The following is a 16,540-nucleotide window of genomic DNA, read 5'->3' as shown; positions in this document are numbered from 1 at the left end:
ACCGCCTTCCCGAGCCCCGGACGGGTGCCGGAAGAGACAGGAGCGCCAAGGCTGCGATGCGGCGAGCGGTGACGATCCGATGCGATTCCCGGTGGCCAAGGCGGTGATTTCGATGCATGGACTTCGGCTTCGGGCGCCGGATTCGTGGGGACGGCTGACCGCTTTTCAAACGATCGACAGGGGCTGGCAACGGCCGCACAGGGGACCGAAATGGACGGACGGGCAAGCCTCAGTATCGCGGCCGACAGGCGCGATCTCGACATGATCGCCGCGCGCAGCGCGGGCATCTGGATCGCCCTGACGCTCGACGACGAGGCGCTGTCCGCGATCCGCCGCGATGGCCTCGACCCCGCTGCGCTGCGTCTTTCGGGGCTCCACCCGTTCGAATATGCACCCGCCGCCGATGGCGGGCTCGAAGTGGTCGCGCACGCGAACGACAATGACGCCGCCGAGGCGCTGCTCGACCTGTTCCGCGTCTATTTCCTCCGCCGCCTGCTCGCCTGATCGCGCCGCCCGGGGCGCCCCACTCCTGACATAAGGCATCGCGCGGCGCCGCAGGCCTGCCGCGCGGCAGCAGTAAAACCAACGCAAGGACACCCGCCGGGGCGCGCTGCGATCGTTCGCGGCGCGCCCCGGCGCGTGTCTTTTCGACCCTCCCCGCGCCGCCCCGTCAGGGGCGGCGCGCCGGGCCTCCTGGCAGCAACAGGACCAAGCGAGAGGAAGGGCGGCGCCCGCCGCCCTTCCTCCCATGGTCAGGCCGCGAGCGCGGTGTCGCCGTCCGCCGCCGCGCCGTCACCGGGCTGTTCGGTATCGGCCTCGCCATCGGTCTCCGCGCCGCTCCCGGCATCCATGTCGGGCTCGCTCGCCGCCGCCGCTTCGGCTTCGCGCGCGGCGTCGGCCTCGGCGGCGCGCGCGATGATGTGGAGTAGCCGGTCGTGCGCCGCGACGCTCCCGACCCCGCCGCGCGCGGTATAGGAGGACGGCGCGAAGCGCATCCAGCGCGGCACCCATCCCGCAACCTTCGGACGGCCGTTCGCGCCGTCCAGATGATCGGCGACGATGGCCTTGAGGACCTTCGCCTGCTGGCCCGCATTGGCGGCGGCGACATCGCCGCCCGCGACCTCGGCGACGATCTTGCCGAGCACCTCCTTGTCGCGAATCTGGTTCCAGAACGCGGCATCGGGGGTCCAGACCTTCGCCATGTCGACGTCCAGATATTGGCCGATCATCTCGATCGCCTCGCTGCCCGCCGCGAGCGTTTCGCCCATGACGATGCCAAGGATTTCGAGGACGACCGGATCGGGCAATTCGAGCAATCGCGCGAAGATCGGCGCGAACTGGCGCTGACCGGAACGGCGCGCAGTCACCGTGAGGTCTTCGCCGTCGAAGCCGAGAACGCCAAGCACCGCGCGGCGGCGTTCGTCGAAGATCGTCTCGGCGCCGCACGTCTCGACGCTCTCCTGCACCTCGTCCTTCGCACAGACAGTGGACTGGGTTTCGACGCGATAATGGTCGGCGCTCGCGATGACATGCGCGGCCATCGCGCGGAGCGCGACCCCGCCATGTTTCGCGAGTTCGGCGCGCACCGCCGCGTGGCGGTGCAGGTCGATATAGGTGCCCATCGCGCTCGTGACCTCGGGCCGTTTCACCGTCTCGGGCGCGGCGCCGCCTTCGCTCTTGGCGCGCTTCGCCGCTTCCTTCCCGGTCAGAAAACCTTCGTGAAAGGTCACCTCGCCCGATTTACAGACCTCGACATAGATACGCCCGCCCTGCCGTTTCGACATGTGGCGATGGTCGTAGCGGTCGAAACGCTGGCCGCAATCGAGAACGACCACGTCGCTCCAGCCATCCTCGATATAGGCGGCGCGGCGGGCCTCGACCTCGGCCATCTGGCGCGTCCAGAAGGCGTCGGCGTCGGTGACCAGCCTTTCGTCGCCGAACAGGTCGGCGATGACCGCAACCTTCGCTTCTTCGACGTCGAACAAGGCATGATCGGCCTTGATCGTATTGCCGCCGAACAGCCAGTCCTTCAAGCGGAAGCCGGTCGGGCAATAGGCGTCCTTGTCGTCGAACAGGGCCAGCCACGCTGTCTGCTGGCTCTTGCTCGCGAGCGTCAGCTGCTTGACCGTCGTCTGGTCGATCTCGCCGTCCCGGTAGAGGGTGCGGATGCGCGGCAGGAGATTGCCGAGCGCGAGGATGCGCTTCACCGTCTGCACCTCGAAAGCGAAGTCGGCGGCGATCTCCTCGACCTTGCGGCCCGCCTTGACCAGCCTGACGAACGCCTCCCACTGGCTGACCTCGTCGGGCGCCACGCGCGCGAGATTTTCGAGCATCGACGCCTCGATGGCGTCGGCATCGTCGCCCGCGTCGAGGATGGCGCACGGCAGCGGGCGCGCCGCGCCGCCCTCGCGCACGATATTATTGACGGCGGTGAAGCGCCGCCGTCCCGCGAGAATTTCGAACGGGACATCTTCGGGTCCCGCCACGGCGCGCGGGCGCACGAGCAGCGGAATGAGCACGCCACGCTTGGCGATGCTCGGCTGGATGTCGCCGACCTCGGGGTCGCGCCCCTTGGCGCGCATATTGACCTTGGCGACGGTCAGCTTGTCGAGAGCGATAAAATCGAGTTTCATGTCGTCACTCCTTTTGGGGTGGCCGGTTTCCGGTCTCCGCGCCCGGGACTTCCTTGGGCGGGGGATTGCCCCCGGAAACCGGCCTGACGGCGAAGGCGCGCCGCCTCGCCTTGCCGCCTAGCCCGGCGGAAGCTCGTCTTCCGGCGCCGAAACGGACGGCGGAAGCCCATCCGGCCCATCGCTCTCGGGCGTCGGACGCTTGTCCTGCCCGTCGCCGGATGGCGAAGGTTCGTCGTCGTCGCTGGCCGATGGCGGGGACGCTGCGCCTCCCTCGGCGCGGGGATCGGGCCATGCGTCGCGCGCATCGCGTGCCGTGCGGCGCAGCGCGGCCTCGGCCTGAATGATCGTCCCCAGGCGCCGCGCCATGTCGGTCCAGACCGACAGCGGCGCGAGACCGTCAAAATGTTCGTCGCGCTCGATGCCGAGGCCGAAGGGCAAGCGCACCGCCGCGATCTCGCGGAGCGAGAAACAGCCGAGTTCGGGGCAGCCGAACCCGAGATCGGCCAGTCCGAACAGCGTATCGCCGTCCTCGTCGATTTCGGTCGCGAGCCATGTCGCCGCGCCGACGGGATTGAAGAATTTGACGACGGGGCGCGGGTCGAACCGCTTATCCTGCGCGGCGTGGACGCGTCCGGTCAGCCCATTGGCATTGAGCGCGAAGCGCAGATGCGCGGGAAGCAGGATCATTGCCCCGCCTCCCCGTCCGTCGCCTCGGGGAGCGCCGCATCCGCGCCGCGCGCGGCGGCGGACGCGCCGTCGATGTCGCGACCCGCTGATGCGGGAGCCATCGCCGCGCCCTGCGCGGCATTCGGCACAAATCCGAGCAGATAGTCCGCCGCCTTCGAGGCAAGGCTCGCGGCCTTGAAGATCGCGCGCGTATCGGCGCGCATGATCGCGAGCCACGCGCCGATATAATCGGCGTGGCGGACGGTGGGCGCGATACCGAGCGATGCGCAGAGGAAGGCGCTCGCGAGTTCGGCGCAAAGCTCCTCGCGGCCATAGGCGGCGCTGCCGAAGGTGCCGGTCTGGTCGCGGTCGAGCCGTGAGCGATGGCCGGTCCAGTGGCCGAGTTCGTGGAGCGCGGTGCGATAGAAATCGATTTGCGCGCGGAACGCCTGCTGATGCGGCAGCTCGACGAAATCGCCCGACGGCGAATAATAGGCTTCGTTGCCGCCGATCCGGATATCGGCGCCGCTCGCCGCGAGCAGCGCCTCGGCGACCGGGATCGTCTCGCGCGGCAGGAGCAAGGGGTCGGGCGCAGTGCACCGGTCGGGAAGGCCATCGACCTGTGCGACGTTGAATATGGTGAAGCGTTTCAGGAAGGGAATCGAGCGCTCGCCCCTCTCTCCGCTGACGTCACCCGCGCCGCCGCGCCGGTCGAAAACGGGCGCAGGTGCAATCGCTGCGCCGCCTTCGCCGCGCCCACCCTTTTCCTGGGGCGTGAAGCGCGCGGCGTAGAAGATCGTCGTCCCCTTCTCGCCCTTGCGGACCTGCCCGCCCGCTTGCCGCGCCTGACGGAAGGTGAGCCAGTCTTGCGAGGCGAAACCGCGCTGCACCGCCTCGGTCCAGAGGATGAGGATATTGATGCCCGAATAGCTGCGACGCGTTTCCGCGTTGCGCGGCAAACCCGGCGCAAAGGCGGCGGCGTCCCAAGGCCGCACCCATGGGATGTGCCCTTCCTCGAGTTCGCGCACGATACGCGCGGTCACCTCGTCGTAGAGCGACACGCCCGGCGCGCCACCGCGCGCCCCGTCGTCGGTGCGGCCCTTGCCGCGCGTTCGGCCGCGCGGTGCGGCGCCGCTCGCGCCTTTGTCGCCCGGTCGCGCGGGGCTTGGCGAGGGTGCGGCCTTGGCCGAGGTTTGCGGGAAAGCGTTCACGGTGCGTCTCCTCCGGACCAAAATCCGCCGCAGCCGGCCCCGGACAGCGGGGCGGGCGGCGAACCCACGGTCAGGGGACCGCCCAGCGAGGCGGGCGCGCACCCAAAGGGCCGAAGCGAAGCGGAGGAGCCCGGCGAAGCCGGGCTTGCGCGGGCGCCGGGCGGTCCCACAGGCCGTGCGCCGCCCGCGCCGATGTCCGGGTGCCGGCCCACCAAAGCGCCGCCGCGCCCCGCGCGGCGCCCTCAGCCGGGCTCCGCCGACGCGTGCGCTTCTTCGCCCGATCGTCCAGTCGCCCCGAACGCCCCCAACGCCCCCAACCGGCCTCTTCGATGCGATCGGCCTCGATCCCGGCCCGAAGGGCCTGCAAACTCGCGCCCTTGGCGAGCCGCAGGCGCGGCGGCGTGCGGGCGGGCTTTGGGCCTAGCCGCCGCCGCGCCAAGACCAGCGAGCCCAAGCGCGCAGCGCGGCCAACCGTGTGGCGCGCGACCTCTGGCGGCGCCTGCCGCCGCCAGTGTGCGCTCCATTCGGGCCGCGCCCATCAGCAGGACTTCAGCGAACTCCGTCCCTTTTCCGCCGCGGTCGAACGAAGTCGAAACCAGGGGAGCCCAGTCGGCCCCGTCCGAATCTCGTCCAGAAGGGACAGGTCTCCCGGCAGACTCTTGCCCTTACGGAATAGCCGGTTATGCTGGTCCGGCATCGGGCAGCGAAGCGCCGGATGCCGGAGCGTGAGAACTCCGTTCGAGAGCGATCTTCCTTTGCCATCCCGCCGGGTGGCCGTCTGCGCATGTCCAAGCCCCCGGGCCAAAGGCGGCGGCGCGGGTGTCTCGACCCTGTTCTCAACACCCGGCTTTCGTGCGTCGTCGCTGTCCCCCGTAGGCGCGACGCGATGGACTATGACGATGGCGAGAAGGACCGAAGGCCGCCGCTGAGCGATGCCGACCCGCTGCCGCCCGACGACTGGGCGGGTCATGGCGCGACCGCGCGCACCGAGGCAATCTATGTCGCGCACGCCCCGCGGCTTGCCCGCTTCTTTCGCGGCACCGCGCGCCCGCAGGACGCCGCCGATCTCGTCCAGGAATGTTTCCGCCGCCTGGTCGCGAACCGCGGGTCGATGCTCGCGATGATCGAGCAGCCGGGCGCCTATCTCTTCCGTACCGCGCGCAATCTTGTCGCCGAACGGGCCCGCACCGACAGCCGCCGCCTTAGCGCCGATCATCATGCCTTTGCCGACGACGACATCGCCGGTGCCGACCCGCACGCGATGCTCGAGGCGCGCGACATGATCCGGCGCGTCGAAGAACAGATTGCCCGCCTCAAGCCCAGGACACGCACCATATTCCTGATGCACAGGATCGACGGCCTTCGCTATGACGAGATAGCAAGACTCGAGGGGATGAGCGTGAAGGGCGTCGAAAAACAGATCGCCAAGGCGATGACCGCCATCCGCAGGGCGCGAGACACGCGTCCGTGAGCCGCCGCGACCGCGAGGCGACGGACTGGTTCGCGCGGATGCGCGCGCCCGACGCCGCGAAGGACCAGGCCGCATTCGAGGCCTGGCATCGCGATCCCGGCAATGCGGCCGCCTATGCACGCACCGAAGCCGACTGGCGCGCCGCCGCCAGCATATCGCGCGCGCGGATCGACGCGCGGATCGAAGCGGGCGCGAAGCGCGGAAGCTTTGCGACCGGCGGCCGCTGGGCCATCGCGGCGGCGCTTGTCGCCGCCCTGTCGCTCGGCGCCTTCTGGCAGATGCGCAGCGACCGCGCGGCGCCGCAGCCCGCCACCCCGCTCACGACCGACAAAATCATGCCCGCCTCGGACGCGCTCACCAACGGGACCTTCGCGCTCGCCGACGGCAGCCGCGTCACGCTGACCGACGGCGCCGTGCTCGAAAAGCAGTTCGACGGCGACCAGCGCCGCGTCATCCTGTTCGGCGGCCGCGCCCGCTTCGAGGTTGCGCACGATGAAGAGCGCCCGTTCATCGTCCTCGGAGCCACCTCGCGGACGACCGCGCTCGGCACCGTCTTCGAGGTCGATTTGCGCAGCAGCCGCCCGCGCGTGTCGCTGATCGAGGGATCGGTCGAGGTGGCCTCGCGCGTTTCGGACCGGGCGATCCGCTTGCGCCCGGGCGAAGCCGCCGAAATCGTCACCACCGACGTCCGGCTCGTCCCGGCGATGCCCGCGCCCACCAGGGTGATCATGCTCGACGCCGACCGCATGCCGCTCGGCGAGATCGTCGCGCGCGCCAACGCCGAGAACCCGGTCGAGATCCGCGTCGCCTCGCCCGACCTGGCGAGGCTCGAGGTCAGCGGACGCTTCGACATCGGCGATCCGGCGGCGCTCGCGCGCCGGCTCGCGGCGGCCCTGGATCTTGCCGCCGTCGCGGAGCGGCCCGACGTCATCTTCCTCGGTCAAAAAAAACCGGGGGGATAATCCGCCGCCGGCATCTTCCCCACCAGACGGCCATTGGAGGCCGCTTGGGGAGGTAAGATGACAAGGAAATTTCTGGCGGCGATGCTCGCATCGGGCACCGCAGCGCTCGCGATTCAGGCGCCCGCCGCACAGGCACAGGCCCAGGCACAGGCCCAGCCGGCGCCGCAGCGCTACGACATCGCAGCGCAGGATCTCGGGGCGGCGCTCCGGGCCTATTCGCGCGTGTCGGGCCGCAACATCGTCGCCGCATCGGATATCGTCGCAGGCAAGCGCAGCGGCCCCGCACGGGGCACGATGAGCGCCGACGCCGCGCTCGCGCGTCTGCTCGCCGGCACCGGCCTCGTCGCCGATCTCGTCGACGGCGCGCTCGTGATCCGCCCGGGAAACGGCGATGCGGCACGCGCAGAATCGACGGACGCGCGATCGTCCGGCGCGGCGAGCGAGGCGATCATTGTCACCGGCACGCGGATCCGGGGCGCCGGCCCCGTCGGGTCGCCCGTCACGAGCATCGATCGCGAGGCGCTCGATCGCAGCGGCCGCGCGACGATCAGCGAGTTCATCCAGACGATCCCGCAGAATTTCTCGGGCGGGCCGACCGAGGCGGTCTCGGGCTCGACCGCGCGCGGCAATGCGGGGACGAACCTCGGCTTCGGGTCGGGGATCAACCTGCGCGGGCTCGGCAGCGGCTCGACGCTCACCCTCTTCGACAACAGCCGGCCCGCGCTCGGCGGCGGCGCCGGGGCCTTTACCGATCTGTCGCTCGTCCCGTCGGTTGCGGTCGAACGCATCGAGATACTGACCGACGGGGCATCGGCCATCTATGGCTCGGATGCGATCGCCGGGGTCGTCAACATCCGCCTCCGCAATCGCTTCAAGGGCTATGAGACGCGCCTGCGCGCCGGCACCGCCGATGGCGACTTCGGCGAAGTCCAGGCGAGCCAGATCGCGGGCGCGGGCTGGACCGGCGGGCATCTGACGATCGCCGCCGAAGTCTATCGCCGCGGCAACCTGCCTTCGTCGAAGCGCGGCTTCGCAAGCGAGGATCTCCGCCCCTTTGGCGGTCCCGACCTCCGTTCGAACTTCAACAATCCAGGCTCGATCGTCGCCGCCAACGGTCAGGTCTTCGCAGTTCCCCGCGGCCAGGACGGGACGCAGCTGACACGCGCGCAGCTCGTCGCCGGCGGCTTCAATCGCGGCGACACGCGGCGCAACATCGACATCCTGCCACGCCAGCAAAGCGGGAGCCTCTATGTGTCCGGCGAGCAGGAGCTGAGCCCCGATATGATACTGTTCGCGCGGCTCCTCTATGCCGAGCGCCGGTTCGAAGCGCGCCGGCGGCTGTTCGGGATCCAGACCCAGCGGGTCACCAGCGCCAATCCCTATTATGTCGACCCGATCGGCATCGGGCAGCCGGTCACCGTCTATTACGACCCGAGCGCCGATTTCGGCCCCGAGGGCACGCGCGGCCGCGTCCGTGCGCTCAACAGCAGCTTCGGCGCGCGCGCCGCGCTCGGCGGCTGGTCGGTCGAGCTGTCGGGCGGCTACGGGCTCCAGCGCGAGCATGACGAGGGGGTCAATGTCGTGCACCGGCTCAGGCTCCAGCGCGCGGTCGCCTCGACCAACCGCGCCACCGCGATCAACCTCTTCGGCGACGGCGCGGTCAACGACCGCGCGCTCATCGACAGCCTGCGCGGCGGCCAGACGCGCGACGTGCGCTATGCGGTGCTCTCGGCGGCGCTCCGCGCGGACGGCAGGCTGTTTTCGCTGCCGGCGGGTGACGTCAAGGCGGCGGTCGGCGCCGAATATCGGCGCGACCGGCTTCGCTACAGCTCGCTGCTCGACGTGACCGCCGACGCGCCGCTCGCCGTGGGCATTCCCGGGCTGCCCGACCGGCGCATCGTCAAATCCCTCTATGGCGAGATCGTCGCGCCGATATTCGACGCCGGCGAGGCGCTGCCGGGCGCGCTCCTTCTCTCGGCCGCGGGCCGCTATGAGGATTATTCGGACGTCGGCGATACCGCCAATCCCAAGGTCGGGCTCCGCTGGACGCCGGTGAAGGGCCTGTCGATCCGCGGGTCGTACGGGCGCTCGTTCCGCGCGCCCTATTTCACCGAGCTGGTCGGCACCGCCAACGCGACCTACCAGACGCTCCGCCTTCCCGATCCGCGCGCGCCGACGGGTCAGAGCGTCGTGCTCGGACTGTTCGGCTTTCGTCCCGATCTCGGGCCGGAAAAGGCGACGAGCTGGACCGCGGGCGTCGATCTCGAGCCGGGTTTCGCGCCCGGGTTCAAGCTCTCGGCGACCTGGTTCGACATCGCCTATCGCGACCGGATCGCAAGCGCCAATTTCGACCTCCAGAATTTCCTGGTCCGGCGCGACATCTACGGGTCGATCGTCGACGACACGCCCGACCCCGCAGCTGTCGCGGCCTATTTCGCCGGCCCGAATTTCTCGAACCCGATCGGCGTGACGCCTGGCCAGGTCGCCGCGATCATCGACGGACGCACGCTCAACCTGTCGCGCGCGACGGTCCGGGGCATCGACTTCGATCTCGCCTGGACCCGGCCGGTGGGGGCCGGACGTGTCAGCCTGACGCTTGGCGGCACGCGCATGCTGAAGATCGACAGCCAGGTCACCGACACGGCGCCCGCGCAGGAGGTCCTCGGCACGCTCGGCAATCCGGTCAAGCTGCGCCTGCGCGGACGCGCGGGATTCACCTTCGGCGCCTTCGACGGCGGCATCGCGGTCCAGCATGTGGCGGGTTATCGCAACCGCACCGTCACGCCCGCCGAGACCGTCAGGAGCTGGACGACGTTCGACCTGCAGCTCGGGACGAGGATCGCGACCGGCGACGACGGCCGCGCGCTCCGGCTTGCGCTGAGCGTCAACAATCTCTTCGACACGGATCCGCCCTATGTCCGCTTCCTGACCAGCACGTCGGCCTTCGGCTATGATCCCGAGCAGGCGAGCGCCATTGGCCGGATGATCGCGCTTCAGGCGGTGATTACATGGTGACCCTCGCCTTGATGCTGGCGACGGCGCAAAGCCCGATGCCCGGGGTCCGCCACGCCCGCGCGCCGGTCACGGCGACCGATCTTGTCGAAGCCGCCGACCTGTCGGGCGTCAGTCTTTCGCCCGACGGGCGGCGCGTCGCCTACCGCGTCAGCCGCCCGTCGGTTGCCGCGAACGACGTTGCGCTGGACTGGTATGTTGCGCCGGTCGCGGGCGGCGCGCCGGTGCGGATCGGAAGCGGCGGCGCCGCCCGCCATGGCGGATCCGGCGCGCTGATCGAGACGCTCCCCCTCTGGGACGCGGATTCGAAAGGGATACGTTTTCTTGCCCGCGTCGCGGGGGCGGTCGGCATCTGGCACTGGCGCGAGCGGACCCGTCCGGCGCTGGACATCGCGGACGACGCCGATATTCTCGATTTCGCTCCCGCCGAAGGCGGCACGGCGATCCGCTACACGATCGGAGCCACCCGCGCCCGGATCGCCGCCGCCGAGCGAAACGCCTATACCGAGGGGACGCTCGTCGACCATCGCCTCGATCCCATGGAAGCGCTCGCGGGCGGAACGATCGAGGATGGGAAGCGCGTCATGATGCGGTTCCCGGGGGCCTGGTTCACGCGCGCGCGCATTCTCTCGGAGACGCCGCACCGAAGCGTCACCGTCCCGGTTGCCGACCGGGCCGAGGCCGTCCTCGCCGCGCAAGCCGAAAGGGCCGAGGCCGACGACGGCAGCCGCGCCGAGATCGTCGCGGCGCCCGAAGCGCGCATGGTCCTCGTCACACGGCCGCGCGGCAAGCAGATCGCCTGCCGCGCGGCGCCATGCCGGAGCGCGCGGCTGGCGGCGCTAAGCTGGCGGCCCGGCCATGACATGCTGCTGCTCTTCGAGCGCGCCGGCGGCACCCGCGAGCATGTGTGGCTCTGGCGCGTCGGCGCATCCGGCGCCCGGCGTCTCGCGACGACCGATGGCGCAACGCGTTCGCCGAGCCATCCGCCCCGATGCGTTGCCGCGGCGGCGTCGCTCATTTGCGCCGAAGCCGGGCCGGTCAGTCCGCCCCGCATCGTCGCGATCGCCTATGCCGACGCCGCAAGACGCGTCATCGACGATCCCAACGCGGCGCTCCGCGCGCGCATCGCCGCCAAAGCCAGACCGATGGCATGGGATCGCGGCGTGACCGGCGTGCTGCTGCTGCCCGAGAAAACAGCGGGCCCCTTGCCGCTCGTGATCCAATATTATCGCTGCCCGGGCTTTCTCAAGGGCGGCATTGGCGACGAGATACCGATGTTGCCGCTCGTCGAAAACGGGTTCGCCATATTGTGCATGGACCGGGTTCGCGCGCCGAAGGCGGCCGGGACCGATGCAAGCTATGCCGCCGCGCTCTCCGACATCGAAGGGGCGATCGCGGCCCTCGCGAAGGAAGGGCTGGTCGATCGCGCGCGCGTCGGCATCGGCGGATTGAGCTTCGGGTCGGAGGTGGCACTCCATGCGGTGAGAAAATCGGACCTCTTTGCCGCGGCGACCTTGTCGTCGAGCCAGATGTCGCCCGCCTATTATTGGGCGAACGCCCTTCCCGGTCGCGGTTTCGCGGCGATGCTCGACGAATATTGGAAGATCGGCGATCCCGACAGCGACCCCGAACGATGGCGGCAATTGTCGGCAATCCATGATATCGGCTCGATCCGGACGCCCTTGCTGATGCAGCTTCCCGAGTCCGAGGCACGCTATGTGCTCGAGCTCCACACCAGGCTCAAGCTCGCCGGAAAGCCCGCCGAGCTCTTCGCTTTCGCCGACGAGCCGCACATCAAGAAGCAGCCGGCCCACAAGCGGGCGGTCTATGAACGCAACCTCGACTGGTACCGCTTCTGGCTCAAGCGCGAAGAGGATAAGGACCCCGCCAAGGCGGACCAGTATCTGCGCTGGCGCAGCTATCGCACCGCGATGCCCGCGACGGAACCCTCTCCCTGATTGCTCCCCGGCGCCGCCCCCTCCTTGCCCGGTCCCCGTGCGGGCTCTGAGGGAGCGGACCCAGCGCTCGACGTCGGCAATCTGCAACAAGCGGATGTAGACGGCGTCGAGCGCGTTCGCCGGCCGGCGCAGCGCCTTGTCGACGGCATCCCGGTCGAGAAGACCGGCGCCTGCCAGCCAGCCGTCGAGCAGAAAGCCGCGAAGCCGCGCCCGGTTCGCATCGAAAGCCGGCGCGAACAGCGAGTCGACCCGCCCCTTGGTCCGCCGTTCGCGCACGATATCCGGAAGCTCTGCCGCGAAGGCGCGGCGGGCAAGCGCCCGGTCCTGCCCACCCTCGCACCATTGCCAGGTCGCGATCGACAGGCCGAACTCGACGAGCGGTTGCGACAGCAGCGGCGAGATCATCGGGAGCGCGATCGCCCGGTCGTAGCCATCGAGAAAGGGCTGGATCGGCAGCAGCGCGCGGCCATAGCCGAACTGGCCGGCGCTGACGCGATGCCCGGCCTCCAGCCAGGGATGTGGCGGCGCCGGTGCGGCGAAGCGCGGCGTGAGGAACATCGCGTCGGAAGGCCAGTCGGCAGGGCGCGCGAGAAAGCGCCGTGCCGTCAGGCGAAGGGCGCGCCAGATGCTGTCGCCGGTCAGATCGGCAAGATCGCCCGCCGCCCGAAATCCGGTACGCGGCCCCGCAAAGCGAAAGGCATCGACGACGGGACCGATCCGGCGAATGAAGCCGAAGATATTATCCCCGCCCGCGCCGCTGAAGATTGCATCGGCGCCGAAGTCCTGCGCCGCGCCGAGCAGGGCGGCATTGCTCGAGGCGAGCAGGCCGAAGCCGGCCGGCCGCGCGCGAAGCTGGGCGACCGGCGCCAGCGGATCGCCGGCTTCGGCGGGCAGCATGATTTCGAGCAAGGGGGCCCCGGCTCGCGCCGCGGCGGCGCGGGCATAGGGGCGCTCGTCGCCCGACACGCCGGGCGTCGCGAGATTGACGGCGCGCCAGCCGCCGCGTCCCGCGAGGCAGGCTGCGACGATCGAGCTGTCGAGACCGCCCGAGAGTTCGAGCTGGATCCGGTCGAAGCGGCCCGACCATGCCTCGACCACCGAAAACACCGCCGCGCGAAGGTCCCCGGGTTCGATCCGCCGCGGTCGGCGGCCGACATGATCCCAGGGGCACCAGGCAATGTCCGACGATGCGCGTTTTCCGAGCGTCGCGACGTCGCCCGGCAATATCTCGGTGACATGCTCGAGGCCGGTCGAAGGCGCGCGCAGAAGCGGAAAGCGAAGATGGGCGTCGAGGGCCGCGGCGTCGGCCCGATCGAGCATGAACCCCAGCGCACGGGCGACGCCAAGGTCCGAGAAGAGGCAGGCACCACTGGCCGCCGCGTCATCGGGGGGCACGAAATGATAGATGGCGGGCCCGGTCACGGGCGAGCGGAGAAGATGGACATCGCCGTCCTCGCCGGCCCATCCGAGCAGATAATTTCCCCAGAGATTGTCAATTGCCCACCTGCCCCGGCTCGCCACCACCGCCGCCGCCTGATCGGGTCCAAGCCGGTCGCAGACGCCAAAATCGCCGCGCCGGAACGCATATCCGGCGAGCAGGATGCGGCCCTCGATACGGACCGGCTGGCGGCGCACGCCCACGACCCGCGCCGGTCCGAGACGACCATAGTCGATCAGGTCTGCGCGCAGCGGGGTCCCGGGGCGGCCGGTTTGCAGGGCGATCCGGAGATTCATAGCCGGAACACCGGGGTAAATTCGGCGACGCTGTCGACCGGATCGGTCAGCAGAAGCTCGCCCGCCTGGACCCAGCAATGCGCGGCGAACGGATCGAGCCGGACGCCGAAATAAAGCTCGGCGTCATGGCCCCGGCGCCAGAGGCAGCGCATCAGCCCGAGCGAGTCCGGAACGCAGCGACGCCTGGCCGGATAGTAAAGCAGGCCATGGCGATAGCGCTTCGCGAGATCGGCGAGTGAGCCGGCCGCGCGGTCCCGATCCACGCACTGCGCGCGGATCCGGCGCCAACGCCCGATCGTCGAGGCCAGTCCCGCCCACGCCATCGACCGTGCCGCCGCAAATCGCGCGACCAGAATTTCGGCGGACGGCGGGCCCCGAACCGCAGCGGCGGGAAGCTTTGGCTCGCGGCGGCCCTCAAGGGCGCTCGACCGAACCGCGGCCGCCGCGACCGGTCCGACATATCCCTGCCCCTCCACGAGCAGGCCGCGCGCCAGCAGGGTATCAATAGCGGCCTGATGATAGCTGTCGCCTCCCGCTTCGCCGAGGGCGCGGAGTGCCGCCGCCTGCGGGCGTCCCAGGCGCAGATAGCGATCCGAAGCCAGGTCGAGCACGACCGCGCCGGCGTCGATGAAGCCGTAGCTGATTGTCGATGGGAGCCGATAGGGCATATCGCGCAGTGGGCGCGGTCGCACGCGGCGGCCGCGCCCCGTCGACCATCAGTCGGCGCTGATGCCGCCGCCGAGCGGCAGATCATGACCGACCTGCTCGGGGATCGGGAATTCGTCGCCGAGCGTTTCCACGCTCGCAATGCCGATTTCCTCGATCGCGTCATTGTCATTGCGGTTCATGAGAACCTCCTTCGATATGCCGCGGAATTGCGGCACCTCGGAAGCTACGCCGGCCGGACAGAATAGAATTTATATAGTTTGAATATCCTTCGAATATCATCCGAGCCGCTCGTCGCGGGGCCTGATCGCGGCGACGACGCGGCCCGCGAACAGCATGCGGCGCCGGTGAAAGCGCGTGATTTTGGCCCGAAGCGCGCTCCAGCGCGCGAAGCGATAATCGGCTTCCATCGCGGCCAGCATATCGCGCGCCGCGCCATCGACGCGGGCCTCGGCCTCGCGAAACACATGGCTTCGCTCGATCAGGTTGAAAATCGCGAGGCGAATCTCGCGGTTGGCGCTCCCCATGGCGATGGCCCGAAAGAGCGAGTCGAGCGCGTCGGCATAGTCCTTGTGCGGTTCCAGCCTGACGAGGCCCGCGGGCGGGTCGGGCTCGGGCACCTCGCTCCGGAGCGCCAGTGCGAGCAAATGGGAGGCCCAGCTGTAAAGATCATGGAGATCGGCCTCCGCGAGGATCGGCGGCCGGAACCCCTCCTGATGCCAGCTGTCGATGATCCGTTCGCCGGCGAGGCGGTGCAGCGCCTCGCGGACCGGCGTGGCGCTCGCGCGCAGCGACCTTGCCAGATGGACCGGATCGAGCCGGGTCCCCGGCGCATAGTGCCCGTCGAGCACCCGCGTCTTGAGATCGAGATAGACGCGCTCCATTGTCGATCCGGCGTTCATGGCACGCGCGCTCCGTCTTTCGCTCCGCGCTGCGCGGCCACATGGCCATCAAGCAGGGCTTGCGGGTCTGACGCGGCTGCCGCGATGCCGGCGTCCGCGAGTTTCGCGAGCGTGTTGGCGTCGATCGAGATCGCCAGGGCTACGAGCGCGCGGCCATCATGGATGGCCGTCTCGCCAAGCAAGCGGCAGTCCCATCCGAATTCCCGGACCTGGCGGAACCACGAAAGCGCGGCGACACCGGTATAGGTAGAAATTCCATTTGCCAGCGCATATTCGGTGAGCCCGACGATCAGCGTATCGCGCGCGGCGCGGCGCGGACGCGCGCCAATTCCCGGCGACAGGCAGAAGCGGGTAATCTCGTAGATCGCCGCGCCGTTCGGAACGGGACCGGCGACAAGATGAGGAAAAATCCCGTCGAGAATCGCCGGTCGCGTGGTCGGCAGGAGCCGCACGGAGGCGAGATGCTCTCCGCGCCGGTCGGTGACGATCAGATAGGTGGCATGCGGATCGTCGAAATGGTCGACTTCGAACCGCTCGGCCAGCACCGGCAGATCCTGCTTGAGCAAATCGACAAAGACGCGCTTGCGCGCTTCGAACATCGCGCGGAGCGCGACATGTTCGCGCGCCCTGTTGTCCCGATTAACCGCGATGATCATCGGCGTGTCTCCCTGATGGAAAGAAACGGACCAATGGAACCGGAAAAAGGGCCTCGGGCGTGGCATATGCCCCTTTCTGCCAGGCGAAGGATAGCGATCCGTGCGCGTCGCCGGGAACATGGGCCGGGACGGTGAGGCCGTCATGAATGTCCTGCCTGCGCGCGCGCTCCCATATCCCCCCGTCTCCGGGTCGAGGCCGCGAAAATGCCTGCATTTCGCGCCGGAGAAAGCCCGCTGCGCGGCGCCGGCGGACACGATGGACCGGGTCGCAGATGCCGAGCCGCTGTTCATCGAACCATCTCGCCCGATCTTCGGGATGTTTGTGGATGCGCAATCCCTTGCCGGGAGCGGCGAGAACGTCGACGTGATGGCTGGGCGCGAACCACGAGCATCCGGGCCTCGCGCAGGCCTCGTCGAGGATATCGATCGGCGCCTCTTCACTCGCGACCTTCAAAACTTCAGCCGCGAGTCGCTGCGCGGTGTCGAGCGTTGGCATGACGACCCATGGCAACGCCGGGGCCGTTCTCGAACCAGCCTCTCCGGCATTGCTCCCTGTCCGGTGCCGATCCCCTCGCCCTCTCAAATGGCTGGGTCACCGCGGTGGAGCATCGTTCGCTGGTCAAACACGATGCCGAGGAGTCCAAGCTACAATGTGACAAATATATTTCA

The 16,540-nt window shown here is 69.4% G+C and carries 13 protein-coding genes and 1 pseudogene; 5 read left to right on the top strand and 9 right to left on the bottom strand.

The window, feature by feature from the left end; genetic code table 11:
* Positions 1 to 210: 210 nt before the first annotated feature.
* The gene (locus tag AC1RRJ_RS00625) at positions 211 to 504 is read left to right on the top strand and encodes a hypothetical protein (RefSeq protein ID WP_493119761.1); all 294 of its coding nucleotides are present in this window, start codon (positions 211 to 213) and stop codon (positions 502 to 504) included.
* A 248-nt stretch (positions 505 to 752) separates the two neighbouring features.
* Here AC1RRJ_RS00625 and AC1RRJ_RS00620 read toward each other — a convergent pair whose 3' ends face one another.
* The 3 genes from AC1RRJ_RS00620 to AC1RRJ_RS00610 form a co-directional block, all read right to left on the bottom strand.
* Positions 753 to 2,633, bottom strand: coding sequence for a ParB/RepB/Spo0J family partition protein (locus AC1RRJ_RS00620; protein ID WP_493119760.1), 1,881 nt, complete (start codon positions 2,631 to 2,633; stop codon positions 753 to 755).
* A gap of 117 nt (positions 2,634 to 2,750) precedes the next feature.
* On the bottom strand, positions 2,751 to 3,320 hold the full coding sequence (locus tag AC1RRJ_RS00615; RefSeq protein ID WP_493119759.1) for a DUF2958 domain-containing protein: 570 nt from the start codon (positions 3,318 to 3,320) through the stop codon (positions 2,751 to 2,753).
* Positions 3,317 to 4,360 carry an ArdC family protein gene (locus tag AC1RRJ_RS00610; RefSeq protein WP_493120673.1) on the bottom strand — a complete coding sequence of 348 codons (1,044 nt, stop codon included), beginning with the start codon at positions 4,358 to 4,360 and terminating at the stop codon, positions 3,317 to 3,319. Before AC1RRJ_RS00610 ends, AC1RRJ_RS00615 begins: the two co-directional genes overlap by 4 nt.
* Positions 4,361 to 5,396: 1,036 nt before the next feature.
* On the opposite strand from AC1RRJ_RS00610, the gene AC1RRJ_RS00605 reads away from it, so the two are divergent.
* Genes AC1RRJ_RS00605 through AC1RRJ_RS00590 form a run of 4 tightly spaced genes read left to right on the top strand, consistent with a single transcriptional unit; the run spans position 5,397 to position 11,913 of the window.
* Positions 5,397 to 5,981: a sigma-70 family RNA polymerase sigma factor gene (locus AC1RRJ_RS00605; RefSeq protein ID WP_493119758.1), complete on the top strand. Its 585-nt coding sequence runs from the start codon at positions 5,397 to 5,399 to the stop codon at positions 5,979 to 5,981.
* Entirely contained in the window at positions 5,978 to 6,943 is a 966-nt protein-coding gene (locus tag AC1RRJ_RS00600) for a FecR family protein (RefSeq protein WP_493119757.1), read from the top strand. The genes AC1RRJ_RS00605 and AC1RRJ_RS00600 overlap by 4 nt, the downstream gene beginning before the upstream one ends.
* A 57-nt stretch (positions 6,944 to 7,000) precedes the next feature.
* Entirely contained in the window at positions 7,001 to 9,958 is a 2,958-nt protein-coding gene (locus AC1RRJ_RS00595; RefSeq protein ID WP_493119756.1) for a TonB-dependent receptor plug domain-containing protein, read from the top strand.
* Positions 9,952 to 11,913, top strand: coding sequence for an Atxe2 family lasso peptide isopeptidase (locus tag AC1RRJ_RS00590; RefSeq protein ID WP_493119755.1), 1,962 nt, complete (start codon positions 9,952 to 9,954; stop codon positions 11,911 to 11,913). Before AC1RRJ_RS00595 ends, AC1RRJ_RS00590 begins: the two co-directional genes overlap by 7 nt.
* 120 nt (positions 11,914 to 12,033) lie before the next feature.
* On the opposite strand, the pseudogene AC1RRJ_RS00585 reads toward AC1RRJ_RS00590, so the two are convergent.
* The 6 genes and pseudogenes from AC1RRJ_RS00585 to AC1RRJ_RS00560 all read right to left on the bottom strand — a co-directional run.
* A pseudogene (locus AC1RRJ_RS00585) lies at positions 12,034 to 13,233 on the bottom strand (asparagine synthase-related protein); the annotation flags it as partial.
* Positions 13,234 to 13,643: 410 nt separating this feature from the next.
* Positions 13,644 to 14,315 (bottom strand): lasso peptide biosynthesis B2 protein, encoded by a 672-nt coding sequence (locus tag AC1RRJ_RS00580; RefSeq protein ID WP_493119754.1) that lies wholly within the window; start codon positions 14,313 to 14,315, stop codon positions 13,644 to 13,646.
* Between the two features lie 48 nt (positions 14,316 to 14,363).
* Positions 14,364 to 14,495: a hypothetical protein gene (locus AC1RRJ_RS00575; RefSeq protein WP_487791068.1), complete on the bottom strand. Its 132-nt coding sequence runs from the start codon at positions 14,493 to 14,495 to the stop codon at positions 14,364 to 14,366.
* Positions 14,496 to 14,591: 96 nt separating this feature from the next.
* Entirely contained in the window at positions 14,592 to 15,215 is a 624-nt protein-coding gene (locus AC1RRJ_RS00570; RefSeq protein ID WP_493119753.1) for a GntR family transcriptional regulator, read from the bottom strand.
* The gene (locus AC1RRJ_RS00565; RefSeq protein ID WP_493119752.1) at positions 15,212 to 15,871 is read right to left on the bottom strand and encodes an acyl-homoserine-lactone synthase; all 660 of its coding nucleotides are present in this window, start codon (positions 15,869 to 15,871) and stop codon (positions 15,212 to 15,214) included. Before AC1RRJ_RS00565 ends, AC1RRJ_RS00570 begins: the two co-directional genes overlap by 4 nt.
* The gene (locus AC1RRJ_RS00560) at positions 15,855 to 16,367 is read right to left on the bottom strand and encodes an autoinducer binding domain-containing protein (RefSeq protein ID WP_493119751.1); all 513 of its coding nucleotides are present in this window, start codon (positions 16,365 to 16,367) and stop codon (positions 15,855 to 15,857) included. Before AC1RRJ_RS00560 ends, AC1RRJ_RS00565 begins: the two co-directional genes overlap by 17 nt.
* Positions 16,368 to 16,540 lie beyond the last annotated feature (173 nt).

Source organism: Sphingopyxis sp. GW821-FHT12C06 (assembly GCF_058807415.1).
This window is presented reverse-complemented; position numbering and strand designations above follow the sequence as displayed.